Genomic DNA, 13,289 nt, shown 5'->3' on the forward strand with positions numbered 1-13,289 from the left:
AGGAGTGAGCCTGCTCGCGATTTCGGTGTATCAGCCAACATTTATGGCGATGGTGTGCCGTCTTCGCGAGCAAGCCCGCTCCCACAGGGGGAGTGGGCCGCTTACATACTCATCAAGCCTGCGCTTGGCCTTCGGCAAGGAAGAACCAGGTTTCCAGCACGGAGTCCGGGTTCAGCGACACGCTTTCGATGCCCTGCTCCATCAGCCATTTGGCCAGATCCGGGTGATCCGAAGGACCCTGACCGCAGATACCGATGTACTTGCCAGCCTTGTTGCACGCGGCAATCGCGTTGGCCAACAGCTTCTTGACCGCCGGATTACGCTCGTCGAACAGGTGCGCGATGATACCGGAGTCGCGGTCCAGGCCCAGGGTCAGCTGAGTCAGGTCGTTGGAACCGATCGAGAAACCGTCGAAGAATTCGAGGAATTCTTCAGCAAGGATCGCGTTGGATGGCAGTTCGCACATCATGATGATGCGCAGACCGTTTTCGCCGCGCTTCAAGCCGTTTTCGGCGAGCAGATCGATGACCTGACTGGCTTCGCCCAAGGTACGCACGAACGGCACCATGATTTCGACGTTGGTCAGGCCCATCTCGTTGCGTACACGCTTCAGCGCGCGGCATTCGAGTTCGAAGCAGTCACGGAACGATTCGCTGATGTAACGCGAAGCGCCACGGAAACCCAGCATCGGGTTTTCTTCTTCCGGCTCGTAGAGCTTGCCGCCGATCAGGTTGGCGTATTCGTTGGACTTGAAGTCCGACAGACGCACGATGACTTTTTTCGGCGTGAACGCTGCAGCGAGGGTGCTGATGCCTTCCACCAGTTTGTCGACATAGAAACCGACCGGATCGTCGTAACCGGCGATGCGCTTGTCGACGCTATCCTTGATTTCCTGTGGCAGACCGTCGTAGTTCAACAGCGCTTTCGGGTGCACCCCGATCATGCGGTTGATGATGAATTCCAGACGGGCCAGGCCGACACCGGCGTTCGGCAGTTGCGCGAAGTCGAAGGCGCGGTCCGGGTTGCCGACGTTCATCATGATCTTGAACGGCAGCTCCGGCATGGCGTCGACGGAGTTCTTCTTGATGTCGAAGCCCAGCTCGCCTTCGAAGATGTAACCAGTATCGCCTTCGGCGCAGCTCACGGTCACACCCTGGCCATCCTTGAGCAGTTGGGTGGCGTTGCCGCAACCGACCACTGCCGGAATGCCCAGCTCACGCGCGATGATCGCCGCGTGGCAGGTACGCCCGCCACGGTTGGTGACGATGGCGCTGGCGCGTTTCATCACCGGTTCCCAGTCCGGGTCGGTCATGTCGGAAACCAGCACGTCACCCGGCTGGACTTTGTCCATCTCGGAGACGTCCTTGATGATCCGCACTTTGCCGGCGCCGATGCGCTGGCCAATCGCGCGACCTTCAACCAGCACGGTGCCGGTTTCTTTCAACAGGTAACGTTCCATGACGTTGGCCTGGGTGCGGCTTTTCACGGTTTCCGGACGGGCCTGCACGATGTACAGCTTGCCGTCGTCACCGTCCTTGGCCCACTCGATGTCCATCGGGCACTGATAGTGCTTCTCGATGATCATCGCTTGCTTGGCCAGCTCGCTGACTTCAGCGTCGGACAGGCAGAAACGTGCACGCTCAGCCTTGTCGACATCGACAGTCTTGACCGAACGACCGGCCTTGGCCTCGTCGCCGTAGATCATCTTGATCGCTTTGCTGCCCAGGTTGCGACGCAGGATCGCCGGACGACCGGCCTCCAGCGTGCCCTTGTGCACGTAGAACTCATCCGGGTTCACCGCGCCCTGGACGACGGTTTCGCCCAGGCCGTAGGCACCGGTGATGAACACCACGTCACGGAAGCCGGATTCGGTATCGAGGGTGAACATCACGCCGGCAGTACCGGTTTCCGAACGCACCATGCGCTGCACGCCAGCCGACAGGGCGACCAGTTTGTGGTCGAAGCCCTGGTGCACGCGGTAGGAAATCGCACGGTCGTTGAACAGCGACGCGAACACCTCTTTGGCGGCGCGGATAACGTTTTCCACACCACGGATGTTCAGGAAGGTTTCCTGCTGACCGGCGAACGAAGCGTCCGGCAAGTCTTCGGCGGTGGCGGAAGAACGCACGGCCACGGCCACATCAGGGTTGCCGGCCGACAGCGCGGCGAACGCGGTGCGGATCTCGGCATTGAGTTTTTCAGGGAATTCGGCGTCCATGATCCATTGACGGATCTGCGCGCCGGTCTTGGCCAGGGCGTTGACGTCGTCGACGTCGAGCGCGTCGAGGGCCGCGTGGATCTGGTCGTTGAGGCCACTCAGTTCGAGGAAATCACGATAAGCCTGAGCCGTCGTGGCGAAGCCGCCGGGGACCGAAACACCGGCGCCTGCCAGGTTACTGATCATCTCGCCCAGGGATGCGTTCTTGCCCCCCACATGCTCAACATCGTGTTTGCCGAGCTTATCGAGGGAAACTACGTACTCTACCAAGGTGATCTCTCCACTAACTGTGTTGGAAAAGCTCAGAAACCGGCTGCTCGGGGGAGCGTTGGCCGGTTGTATGGCCTGGACCTGGAAAATAAGTGAGAATGCGGGCCAGTCGCGGCCGACAAATCGCGCCTATCATATCCAAGATTGATGACTAGCTTAAGGCCCAAGGTGCAAATGAAACGATCTGCTTTCTTCATCTCCGATGGCACCGGCATCACTGCCGAAACCCTGGGTCAAAGCCTTCTGGCGCAGTTCGAAAACATTACCTTCAGCAAATTCACGCGACCGTACATCGACAGCGTTGAAAAAGCGCGGGCCATGGTACAACAAATCAACAAAGCCGCTGAAACCGACGGCTTTCGTCCGATCATCTTCGACACCATCGTCAATCAGGACATCCGTGAGATTCTCGCAACGTCCAATGGTTTCATGATCGACATTTTCTCGACCTTCCTCGCCCCGCTGGAGCAGGAACTGACCGAGCATTCTTCCTACACCGTCGGCAAATCCCATTCCATCGGGCACAACTCCAATTACATGGAGCGCATCGAGGCGGTGAACTTCGCCCTCGACAACGATGACGGCGCGCGCACGCACTATTACGACAAAGCCGACCTGATACTAGTGGGCGTGTCGCGTTGCGGTAAGACACCGACGTGCCTGTACATGGCCATGCAGTTCGGCATCCGCGCGGCCAACTATCCGCTGACCGAAGACGACATGGAGCGCCTGACCCTGCCAGCCGCCCTGCGCGCGCATCAGCACAAGTTGTTCGGCCTGACCATCGACCCGGATCGCCTCACCGCAATCCGCAACGAGCGCAAGCCCAACAGCCGCTATTCGAGTTATGCGCAGTGCGAATTTGAAGTGCGCGAAGTGGAGAACCTGTTCCGCCGCGAGAACATTCCGCACATCAATTCGACGCATTTTTCGGTGGAAGAGATTTCGGCGAAGATTTTGGTGGAGAAAGGCGTCGAACGACGCTTCAAATAACCCCGCAAACCTCCTGTAGGAGCTACCGCAGGCTGCGTTTTTTTGATCTTGTCTTTTAAAAACAGAATCAAAAGATCGCAGCCTGCGGCAGCTCCTACAAGGGATTGTGTTGTGTCAGGGCATTTGCCAGAGCTTCAAACCCCGCCAGCAACAAACGGTCATCCCCCACCGCATTGCACACACTCACCCGAATGAATTGCGGCACCGCGCCATGCCCGACCGCAAATGATTCGGCAGTCGCCACCAGATAATTGTTCTCCTTCAACTCGGCCGCAATCTGCGACGCCCGCCACAACTCAGGCACTTCTATCCAGAAATGCGGGCTGTAGGTGTGAGTCTTGTAATTCAGGCCCTTGAGCACCGGCGCGACCAACGTCTTGCGCCGGCCGATCTCGCTAATCTGTTCATCCAGCAAATGCTCGGCCATGCCGTTTTCGATCCACAGGCTCGCCACTTCCATCGATAACGGATTGGCCATCCAGCAGGTGCTGCGAATGGCTGAACTGATCCGCCCGATCAACGCTTGCGGTGCATGCAGATAACCCACGCGCAATCCGGCGGAAACCGCCTTGCTCAGGCTGCCGATCAACACCGCGCGCTCCGGCGCGAAGTAACTCAGTGGCAGCGGACGCTGGCGGTCGAGTACGGCGTGGGCTTCGTCTTCCACAATCAGCAGATTGTGCTGGCGGCAGACGTCGGCAATCGCCTCGCGCCGTAGGACCGACATCATCGCCGCTGTGGGATTCTGGATGGTCGGCGTGCAATACAGCGCCGATACCCGATGCTGACGGCAAATATCTTCCAGCGCTGAGGGCAACAGTCCTTCGTCGTCCATTGCAGCACCGATAAGTTTTATCCCGAGCTGGCGTGCGACGCTGATCAATCCCGGGTAGGACAAATGCTCGGTGACAACGCTGTCGCCGGCCTTGAGCAGCCCCATCAGCGCGCAGAGCAAACCATGCTGACCGCCGTTGACGCACAGCACCTGATCGGCGTGCGGCACGAAGTCGCCATGGCTGAGCCAGACCGCCCCCGCCACCCGATGCCGCGCCATGCCGCCCTCGGCGGTGTACCCGGTCAATTGGCGCAACACGCCCGGCTCATTGGCGAGATCCTGCAGGCTCTGGCTCAGGAAGGTGGTTTCCTGCCCCGGAATCGGCTGATTCCGACTCATGTCGAAGCAGGTTGGCGGCTCATCGCTGACGTTGCGAAAGCCTTTGTCCTGCGCCCGCTCCATCCCACGCTGGGACACATAAGTGCCATCGCCGACGCGAGCGACGACCAGGCCGACCCGTTCCAGCTCACCGTATGCACGGCTGATGGTGCCAATGGTCACGCCCAGGCTGTCGGCCAGCAGCCGGTGCGGCGGCAACTTGCAGCCAACCTCGATCACGCCTTCATCAATCGCCTGCGCGACGCCGTCGGCGAGGCGCTTGTACTTCACACCGACGCCGTTGACGAGGCCGTCACGGAGGATTGACACCATGGCAATACTTACTTTGACAGTCATTGTCACCCCGAATAGCGTGCTGAAAACAGGTTCAATCAGCAATAAACCTTTTCATTGATCAGGTCAATTCCACCGTTCGGAGCTTGCCGCCATGTCGACCGCCATCAGCACCCCCATCAACATCAGCAAACCCTGGCTCGCCGGATTGCTCACCAGCGCGCTGTTCCTGATCGTCTGCCTGAGTTGGGGCACGACGTGGCTGGGGATCAAGATTGCTGTTGAAAGCGTGCCGCCACTGACCGCCGCCGGCCTGCGTTTTCTGATCGCGTTTCCGCTGTTCCTCAGCTTCGCCCTTTTGCGCAAGGAACCGCTGCTGTTTCCGCGCCAAAGCCGCTGGTTCTTTGTCTTCGTCACGCTGAGCTACTTCAGTCTGCCGTATTACCTGCTCAACTACGGCGAGATGCACGTGTCGTCCGGCCTGACGGCGCTGCTGTTCAGTTGCATGCCGGTGTTCATCCTGCTGTTTTCCGCGCTGTTTCTGCGCGAAAAAATCTACCCGTCGCAAATGCTCGGCATCGCCATCGGTTTCGGCAGTCTGTTCATGATCATTCGCAGCCAGGGCCTGCATCTGGATCAGGCGGAATGGCTGGGCGTACTGGCGATTCTGTGTGCGGCGGTGATGCATGCGCTGTGCTACGTGGTGACGAAAAAACACGGCAGCGCGATCAGCGTGATCACCTACAACACGCTGCCGATCGGCATTGCCGGGGCGATGTTATTTATTGGCGGCTTGAGTGTTGAAGCGCCGGTGTTTAGCGACGTGACCACACGTTCGTGGGGTGCCCTGCTCTACCTGGGACTGGTGGCGTCGGTGGGCGGATTCATCGTTTATTTTTTGCTGCTGAAACGCCTGAGCCCGATCATTCTGTCGTTCGTGTTTATCATCTTCCCGGTGTTCGCCGTGATCATCGGCGCCTGGTATGAAGGGCAGGCATTGTCGCGGGAATTGATGATCTATTCGGCGATCCTGTTGAGCGGGTTTGCCATCACCAAATTGCCCATCGAAAAATGGCGGACACGGTCCGTGTAGGAGCTGCCGCAGGCTGCGATCTTTGGATGTTGATTTTTAAAAAGCAAGATCAAAAGATCGCAGCCTGCGGCAGCTCCTACATGTAGCGTGGTTGTAACTTCAGAGGGCGAACAGGTCGACGAAGCGGTTGACCGGGGTGGACTCGAGTCGGGTTTGATCCTTGCACAGTGTGAAAATTTCGCCACTGCGCTGCCCGGTAAAACGCGTCGTGAGATTGGCTTTGAACTTGTCCTCCAGCAATGGAATGCCCTCGGCACGGCGACGGCGGTGACCAATCGGGTATTCCACCACAACGTTTTCAGTGCTGCTGCCATCCTTGAAAAACACCTGCACGGCGTTGGCAATCGAGCGCTTGTCGGGCTCGAGATATTCGCGAGTGAAACGCGGTTCTTCGACGATGACCATTTTTTCGCGCAGCACATCGATGATCGGATGCGCCCGGTGGAAATCGTCTTCGTATTGCTCAGCGACCAGATTGCCGAACGCCAATGGCACTGCAGTCATGTACTGAATGCAATGATCGCGGTCGGCGGCGTTGGCCAGCGGCCCGACTTTGGAAATGATGCGGATCGCCGATTCGTGGGTGGTGATAACGATCCGGTCAATTTCGTGCAGGCGATTGCGCACTTGTGGGTGCAACGTCACCGCTGCTTCGCAGGCGGTTTGCGCATGGAACTCTGCGGGGAAGCTGATCTTGAACAGGACGTTTTCCATCACGTAACTGCCGAACGCGCGCGCGAAAGTGAACGCGCGTTTGTCCTGCGGTTTCAGCGCCAGATCGTTGTTGGTGTGGCTGAACAGCACGTCATAAAAGCCCCACTGTTTTGCCGTCAGCACCCCGGGAATGCCCATCTCGCCGCGCATGGCGATGTCGGCCAGGCGCACGCCACGACTCGACGCATCCCCGGCCGCCCAGGATTTGCGCGAACCGGCGTTCGGTGCATGACGATAAGTGCGCAACGCCTGCCCGTCAGCAAACGCATGGGACAACGCCGACAGCAGTTGCTCGCGATTGGCGCCCATCAGTTTCGCGGTGACCGCCGTTGAGGCGACTTTCACCAGGATGACGTGATCGAGTCCTACACGGTTGAAGGAGTTTTCCAGGGCGATTACCCCTTGAATCTCGTGCGCCATGATCATCGCTTCGAGCACATCGCGAACCGTCAGCGGTGCTTCAGCGTTGGCCACGCGTTTCTGCGACAAATGATCGGCCACCGCGAGAATTCCGCCGAGGTTGTCGGAGGGATGGCCCCATTCGGCGGCGAGCCAGGTGTCGTTGTAGTCGAGCCAGCGGACGATGCAGCCGATGTCCCACGCGGCTTTGACCGGGTCGAGGCGATAGGACGTGCCGGGAACGCGTGCGCCAAACGGCACGATGGTGCCCTCGACGATTGGCCCAAGATGCTTGGTGCATTCGGGGAAACGCAGCGCCAGCAGGCCGCAACCCAGCGTGTCCATCAGGCAGTTGCGGGCGGTGTCGAGGGCTTCGGCAGAGGTGACTTTGAAGGTGAGGACGTAATCGGCGATGTCCTGCAGGACAGGGTCGTAGTCGGGGCGGTTGTTCAGGTCGACGTTGGCGCTCATTGCGGTTCTCCTGTGCGGGAATGATGAGTGGTGCGGTCTTCCTCAGGGCTTGGCTGGGTTGGTCTGGTTGATTGCAGGTCTGGGGTGCCTGCTTGTTTTGGGTTTCTTCAGTGGGTGGCCCCTCACCCTAGCCCTCTCCCGAGGGAGAGGGAACTGATTGGGGGATGTTGTAGAGGTTCGCCGACGTGATCGATCTGCGCTGAATCCGTAATCGATCTGGTCAATGAACAACTTCAAACACCTCGATGCCCTCTTGAATCCATAATCGACTCGATCTTTCAGGTCGCTATACAACCTCAGACACCTCGGTCGGCCCCTGAATCCATAATCGCCTCGATCTTTCAGGTCAATGTACTACTCCAGACACCTCGGTCGGCCCCCTCTCCCTCCGGGAGAGGGCTGGGCGGGCGGCGTTCCGATGAGGGTAAAACTTTCGGATCAGAACGAATCTCCGGGGACGCGTACATAGCCTTCCATCAGCACCCGAGCACTGCGGCTCATAATGGCTTTTTTGACGATCCACTCGCCGTTTTCCAGGCTGGCTTCAGCACCGACGCGCAACGTTCCGGACGGATGCCCGAAGCGCACGGCATTGCGTTCAACGCCACCTGCCGCGAGGTTCACCAACGTGCCGGAAATGGCTGCGGCGGTGCCGATCGCCACAGCCGCCGTGCCCATCATTGCGTGGTGCAACTTGCCCATCGACAACGCACGCACCAGCAAATCCACATCCCCGGCAGCAATCGCTTTGCCACTGGACGCCAGGTAATCCGCAGGCTTGGCAACGAACGCAACTTTCGGCGTGTGCTGCCGTTTCGCCGCTTCATCCAGATTGGCAATCAGGCCCATGCGCAGCGCGCCGTAAGCACGAATCGTCTCGAACATCTGCAGCGCTTGCGGATCGCTGTTGATCGCGCCTTGCAGTTCGGTGCCGGTGTAACCGATGTCTTCGGCGTTGACGAAAATCGTCGGGATGCCGGCGTTGATCATCGTCGCCTTGAACGTGCCGACACCCGGCACTTCCAGCTCATCGATCAGGTTGCCGGTGGGGAACATCGAGCCACCGCCGCCCTCTTCGTCCGCCGCCGGGTCCATGAATTCGACTTGCACTTCAGCGGCCGGAAAAGTCACGCCGTCGAGTTCGAAATCACCGGTTTCCTGCACCTCGCCATTGGTGATCGGCACGTGGGCGATGATGGTTTTGCCGATGTTGGCCTGCCACACGCGCACCACCGCAACACCGTTGTGCGGAATGCGGCCGGCGTCGACCAAGCCATTGCTGATGGCGAACGAACCGACCGCTGCCGAGAGGTTGCCGCAGTTGCCGCTCCAATCCACGAATGGCTTGTCGATAGAGACCTGGCCGAACAGGTAATCGACGTCGTGATCAGCCTTGAGGCTTTTCGACAGGATCACGGTTTTGCTGGTGCTCGAAGTCGCGCCGCCCATGCCGTCGATCTGCTTGTCGTACGGGTCAGGGCTGCCGATCACGCGCAGCAAAAAAGCGTCGCGAACCGGGCCGGGAATCTGCGCCGCTTCGGGCAAATCCTTGAGGCTGAAAAACACGCCTTTGCTGGTGCCGCCGCGCATGTAGGTGGCGGGGATTTTGATCTGCGGTGCGAAAGTAGCTGCGTGAGCCATGGTGCTCCTTAACCACAGGCGTGAGACCGAAATCTCACGCCTGCATCAGTAGATTTAAACGGCAACCGCCGACTCTTCGAGGAAGTCCTGAGCGAAGCGTTGCAACACGCCGCCGGCCTCGTAGATCGACACTTCTTCAGCGGTATCCAGACGGCAGGTCACCGGCACATCAACGCGCTCACCGTTCTGGCGATGGATCACCAGCGTCAGGTCCGCACGCGGTTTGCGCTCGCCGATCACGTCGTAGGTTTCGCTGCCGTCGATGGCCAGCGTGTGCCGGTCGGTGCCCGGCTTGAACTCCAGCGGCAACACGCCCATGCCCACCAGGTTGGTGCGGTGAATGCGCTCGAAACCTTCAGCTGCAATCGCTTCGACACCGGCCAGACGCACGCCTTTCGCCGCCCAGTCACGGGACGAACCCTGACCGTAATCGGCGCCGGCGATGATGATCAGCGGCTGCTTGCGCTCCATGTAGGTTTCGATGGCTTCCCACATGCGCATGACCTTGCCTTCCGGCTCGACGCGCGCCAGCGAACCCTGTTTGACCTTGCCGTTTTCCACGACCATTTCATTGAACAGTTTTGGGTTGGCGAAGGTTGCGCGCTGGGCGGTCAAGTGGTCGCCACGGTGCGTTGCGTAAGAGTTGAAGTCCTCTTCCGGCAGGCCCATTTTCGCCAGGTATTCGCCAGCGGCGCTGTCGAGCATGATCGCGTTGGATGGCGACAGGTGATCGGTGGTGATGTTGTCCGGCAGCACCGCCAGCGGGCGCATGCCCTTCAACGGACGGGCGCCAGCCAGTGCGCCTTCCCAGTACGGCGGACGGCGAATGTAGGTGCTCATCTCGCGCCAGTCGTACAACGGCGTGACTTTCGGGCCGGTGTCTTCGTGGACGGCGAACATCGGAATGTAGACCTGACGGAACTGCTCTGGCTTGACCGAAGATTTCACCACGGCGTCGATTTCTTCGTCGGTTGGCCAGATGTCTTTGAGGCGGATTTCCTTGCCATCGACCACGCCCAACACGTCCTTCTCGATATCGAAACGGATGGTCCCGGCGATGGCGTAAGCAACCACCAGTGGCGGCGAAGCGAGGAACGCTTGCTTGGCGTACGGGTGGATGCGGCCGTCGAAGTTGCGGTTACCGGAAAGCACGGCGGTGGCGTACAGATCGCGGTCGATGATCTCTTGCTGGATCACTGGATCAAGCGCGCCGGACATGCCGTTGCAGGTGGTGCAGGCGAAGGCGACGACACCGAAACCGAGCTGTTCCAGCTCAGTGGTCAGCCCCGCTTCGTCGAGGTACAGCGCGACGGTTTTCGAACCCGGCGCCAGCGAGGATTTCACCCACGGTTTGCGGGTCAGGCCGAGCCTGTTGGCGTTGCGCGCGAGCAGGCCAGCGGCGATCACGTTGCGCGGGTTGCTGGTGTTGGTGCAACTGGTGATGGCGGCGATGATCACGGCGCCGTCGGGCATTTGCCCGGGGATTTCTTCCCACTGGCCGGAGATGCCTTTGGCCGCCAGATCCGAGGTCGCGACGCGGGCGTGCGGGTTGCTCGGGCCGGCCATGTTGCGCACCACCGAGGACAGATCGAAGCTCAAACCACGCTCGTATTGCGCGCCTTTCAGGCTGTCGGCCCACAGGCCGGTGAGCTTGGCGTATTGCTCGACGAGCTGCACTTGCTGGTCTTCACGACCGGTGAGTTTCAAGTAATCGATGGTCTGCTGGTCGATATAGAACATCGCCGCCGTGGCGCCGTATTCCGGGGCCATGTTGGAGATGGTTGCGCGGTCGCCGAGGGTCAGCGCAGCAGCGCCTTCGCCGAAGAACTCCAGCCACGCGCCGACGACTTTCTGTTTGCGCAGGTATTCGGTGAGCGCCAGCACCATGTCGGTGGCAGTGATGCCCGGTTGCAGCTTGCCGGTCAGTTCGACGCCGACGCTTTCTGGCAGGCGCATCCACGAGGCGCGGCCGAGCATCACGCTCTCGGCTTCGAGGCCGCCGACACCAATGGCGATCACGCCCAAGGCGTCGACGTGCGGCGTGTGGCTGTCGGTACCGACGCAGGTGTCGGGGAACGCCACGCCCTCGCGCACCTGAATCACCGGAGACATTTTCTCCAGGTTGATCTGGTGCATGATGCCGTTGCCTGGCGGGATCACGTCGACGTTCTTGAAGGCTTTTTTGGTCCAGTTGATGAAGTGGAAACGGTCTTCGTTGCGACGGTCTTCGATGGCGCGGTTTTTCTCGAACGCCTGTTTGTCGAAGCCGCCCGCTTCCACCGCTAGCGAATGGTCGACGATCAATTGCGTCGGCACCACCGGGTTGACTTGCGCCGGGTCGCCACCTTGCAACGCGATCGCGTCGCGCAGGCCAGCGAGGTCGACCAGCGCGGTCTGGCCGAGGATGTCGTGGCAGACCACGCGCGCAGGGAACCACGGGAAATCGAGGTCGCGTTTGCGCTCGATCAGTTGCTTGAGGGAATCGGTGAGCGTTGCCGGGTCGCAGCGACGCACAAGGTTTTCCGCCAGCACGCGGGAGGTGTACGGCAGGGTGTCGTAACTGCCGGGCTGAATCGCTTCGACAGCTGCGCGAGCGTCGAAATAATCCAGAGGACTGCCGGGCAGGGTTTTGCGGAATTCTGTGTTCATCGGGTCAGGACTCGGGTCACGGTAGTTGCAAAGGGTGATGCCGTCTCGCCGCCCCCCTGTAGGAGCTGCCGAAGGCTGCGATCTTTTGATCTTTTTTTCAGGATCAAGATCAAGGGATCGCAGCCTTCGGCAGCTCCTACAGGGATTGCGCTCAGGCGTTGGCACTCACCATTCAGCGACGTTCGATTGGCACGAACTTGCGCTGTTCGACGCCGATGTACTCGGCGCTTGGGCGGATGATGCGGTTGTTGGCGCGCTGTTCGAACACGTGCGCAGCCCAGCCGGTCAGGCGCGAGCAAACGAAGATCGGCGTGAACAGCTTGGTCGGGATACCCATGAAGTGGTACGCCGAGGCATGGTAGAAATCGGCGTTCGGGAAGAGTTTTTTCTGTTCCCACATGGTCTTGTCGATGGCTTCCGAGACCGGAAACAGCACCTTGTCACCGACTTCGTCAGCAAGCTGTTTCGCCCAGCCCTTGATCACTTCGTTGCGCGGATCGCTGTCCTTATAGATCGCGTGGCCGAAGCCCATGATCTTGTCCTTGCGCTCAAGCATGCCGAGGGTGCCTTTAATCGCCTCTTCCGGCGACGAGAAGCGTTCGATCATTTCCATCGCCGCTTCGTTGGCGCCGCCATGCAACGGGCCGCGCAGCGAACCGATGGCGGCGGTTACGCAGGAATACAGATCGGACAGGGTCGAGGCGCAAACGCGTGCGGTGAAGGTCGAGGCGTTGAATTCGTGTTCGGCGTAAAGGATCAGCGAGACGTTCATCACTTTCACGTGCAGTTCGCTCGGCTTCTTGTCGTGCAGCAAGTGCAGGAAGTGGCCGCCGATGGTTGGCTCGTCACTGACGCAATTGATGCGTTTGCCGTCGTGGCTGAAGCGATACCAGTAGCACATGATCGCCGGGAACGCGGCGAGCAGACGGTCAGTCTTGTCGCGCTGTTCGGAAAAATCTTTCTCCGGTTCTATGTTGCCAAGGAACGAGCAACCGGTGCGCATCACGTCCATCGGGTGGGCGTCGGCGGGGATGCGTTCGAGCACTTCTTTCAGCGCTGGCGGCAGGTCGCGCAGCTTGCTCAGCTTGCCTTGGTATTCATCGAGTTGCGCTTTGGTCGGCAGCTCGCCGTAGAGCAGCAGGTACGCGACTTCTTCAAATTGTGCATCGGCTGCCAGTTCGCGCACGTCGTAGCCGCGATAGGTCAGCCCGGCACCGGCATGGCCTACGGTGGACAGTGCGGTTTGCCCGGCAACCTGGCCACGGAGCCCGGCGCCACTGAGTACTTTTGCTTCGGCCATTGTGTTCTCCAATCTTTTTGAATTTGTATGGGGAAAACTTGTGGGAGCGAGCCTGCTCGCGAAGGTGGCTGGAACACCTCGGTGCGTCAGGGAC

The 13,289-nt window shown here is 59.8% G+C and carries 8 protein-coding genes; 2 read left to right on the top strand and 6 right to left on the bottom strand.

The window, feature by feature from the left end; translation table 11 throughout:
- Window positions 1-112: 112 nt before the first annotated feature.
- Window positions 113-2,488: a phosphoenolpyruvate synthase gene (gene ppsA / locus QOL84_RS10115; protein ID WP_129391420.1), complete on the bottom strand. Its 2,376-nt coding sequence runs from the start codon at window positions 2,486-2,488 to the stop codon at window positions 113-115.
- A gap of 174 nt (window positions 2,489-2,662) precedes the next feature.
- Here ppsA and ppsR point away from each other — a divergent pair, with 174 nt between their 5' ends.
- Window positions 2,663-3,481, top strand: a complete 819-nt coding sequence (gene ppsR / locus QOL84_RS10120) for a posphoenolpyruvate synthetase regulatory kinase/phosphorylase PpsR (RefSeq protein WP_129391417.1) — start codon at window positions 2,663-2,665, stop codon at window positions 3,479-3,481.
- Between the two features lie 94 nt (window positions 3,482-3,575).
- On the opposite strand, the gene QOL84_RS10125 is transcribed toward ppsR, so the two are convergent.
- Window positions 3,576-4,991, bottom strand: coding sequence for an aminotransferase-like domain-containing protein (locus tag QOL84_RS10125; protein WP_283437129.1), 1,416 nt, complete (start codon window positions 4,989-4,991; stop codon window positions 3,576-3,578).
- 91 nt (window positions 4,992-5,082) lie between these two features.
- On the opposite strand from QOL84_RS10125, the gene QOL84_RS10130 reads away from it, so the two are divergent.
- The gene (locus QOL84_RS10130; RefSeq protein ID WP_283437130.1) at window positions 5,083-6,021 is read left to right on the top strand and encodes a DMT family transporter; all 939 of its coding nucleotides are present in this window, start codon (window positions 5,083-5,085) and stop codon (window positions 6,019-6,021) included.
- A gap of 99 nt (window positions 6,022-6,120) precedes the next feature.
- On the opposite strand, the gene prpD is transcribed toward QOL84_RS10130, so the two are convergent.
- From prpD to prpC, 4 genes are all read right to left on the bottom strand, one after another.
- The gene (gene prpD, locus QOL84_RS10135) at window positions 6,121-7,605 is read right to left on the bottom strand and encodes a 2-methylcitrate dehydratase (RefSeq protein WP_283437131.1); all 1,485 of its coding nucleotides are present in this window, start codon (window positions 7,603-7,605) and stop codon (window positions 6,121-6,123) included.
- A gap of 438 nt (window positions 7,606-8,043) precedes the next feature.
- Entirely contained in the window at window positions 8,044-9,246 is a 1,203-nt protein-coding gene (prpF, locus tag QOL84_RS10140; protein ID WP_283437132.1) for a 2-methylaconitate cis-trans isomerase PrpF, read from the bottom strand.
- Window positions 9,247-9,300: 54 nt separating this feature from the next.
- On the bottom strand, window positions 9,301-11,895 hold the full coding sequence (gene acnD / locus QOL84_RS10145; protein ID WP_283437133.1) for a Fe/S-dependent 2-methylisocitrate dehydratase AcnD: 2,595 nt from the start codon (window positions 11,893-11,895) through the stop codon (window positions 9,301-9,303).
- 172 nt (window positions 11,896-12,067) lie between these two features.
- Window positions 12,068-13,195, bottom strand: a complete 1,128-nt coding sequence (gene prpC, locus QOL84_RS10150) for a bifunctional 2-methylcitrate synthase/citrate synthase (RefSeq protein WP_283437134.1) — start codon at window positions 13,193-13,195, stop codon at window positions 12,068-12,070.
- Window positions 13,196-13,289 lie beyond the last annotated feature (94 nt).

The sequence above is a fragment of the Pseudomonas helmanticensis genome, from assembly GCF_900182985.1.
GTDB lineage: Bacteria > Pseudomonadota > Gammaproteobacteria > Pseudomonadales > Pseudomonadaceae > Aquipseudomonas > Aquipseudomonas helmanticensis.

What these genes read in the sequence shown, in the direction of transcription:
- acnD (WP_283437133.1), bottom strand. Translation starts at nt 11,895, where the DNA reads ATGAACACAGAATTCCGCAAAACCCTGCCCGGCAGTCCTCTGGATTAT.
- QOL84_RS10130 (WP_283437130.1), top strand. Translation starts at nt 5,083, where the DNA reads ATGTCGACCGCCATCAGCACCCCCATCAACATCAGCAAACCCTGGCTC.
- prpC (WP_283437134.1), bottom strand. Translation starts at nt 13,195, where the DNA reads ATGGCCGAAGCAAAAGTACTCAGTGGCGCCGGGCTCCGTGGCCAGGTT.
- ppsR (WP_129391417.1), top strand. Translation starts at nt 2,663, where the DNA reads ATGAAACGATCTGCTTTCTTCATCTCCGATGGCACCGGCATCACTGCC.
- QOL84_RS10125 (WP_283437129.1), bottom strand. Translation starts at nt 4,991, where the DNA reads ATGACTGTCAAAGTAAGTATTGCCATGGTGTCAATCCTCCGTGACGGC.
- prpF (WP_283437132.1), bottom strand. Translation starts at nt 9,246, where the DNA reads ATGGCTCACGCAGCTACTTTCGCACCGCAGATCAAAATCCCCGCCACC.
- prpD (WP_283437131.1), bottom strand. Translation starts at nt 7,605, where the DNA reads ATGAGCGCCAACGTCGACCTGAACAACCGCCCCGACTACGACCCTGTC.